This window comes from Pseudoalteromonas sp. S558, assembly GCF_005886635.1.
Taxonomy (GTDB): Bacteria; Pseudomonadota; Gammaproteobacteria; order Enterobacterales; family Alteromonadaceae; genus Pseudoalteromonas; species Pseudoalteromonas aliena.
This window is the reverse complement of record NZ_PNDU01000498.1, coordinates 1-600: the sequence shown is the minus strand read 5'-3', so window position 1 is coordinate 600 and position 600 is coordinate 1. Positions and strand designations below refer to the sequence as shown.

Below are 600 nucleotides of genomic sequence, written 5' to 3'. Positions count from 1 at the left end.
GAATCTGAGGTCAGATACAAAGATTCTAAAACTGTGGCCAAATTTTATTGACCACTACAAAGGACTTCCCCTTCTTAATGCATCGTGTTTTGCAGCTTTTCTATATTATGAACAAGGCAATACAATTGCCATTGCGCATTCACTTTCGCTTGACCCCGTAAGGTCAATTTATTCATCCCTTTATTCACTGTAATGTTTCCGAACACTGGCTCTATACACCCGAGTCGTTTGCTATACTGTCGTCGCCCCATCGGGCTGTCTATTTTGACCTTCATTTTGTCGATGTAGCTCAGCTTTTTACGTGATTCATTATTTATAAACTGAACTTGTCGGCCTCTTTCTATCGGTGGTTTCCGCATGCATTGCTGCTGTAGCGGGCATATTCTACAGTCTTTTAAGTAACCGCAGAATCGTGTGTATTGTTGGTTATGACTTTTTACATTAACCCCACTTCGCCACATATCGTTGCCTGCGGGACAGCGGCAGGTTTGGGTTGCTTCATCATAATGAAAATCGTCTGAGGTAAATAATCGTGGCTTGCCTTTACTGCGTTTTAGTCGACGCTTTTCTTGCTCTGTTTCGCCTTTTATTTATGGGCAT

Annotated in this window: 1 pseudogene; it reads right to left on the bottom strand. The window is 42.2% G+C overall.

The features are described 5' to 3' along the window. Positions 1-74: 74 nt before the first annotated feature. A pseudogene (locus CWB66_RS21060) lies at positions 75-581 on the bottom strand (transposase); the annotation flags it as partial. Positions 582-600: the final 19 nt, after the last annotated feature.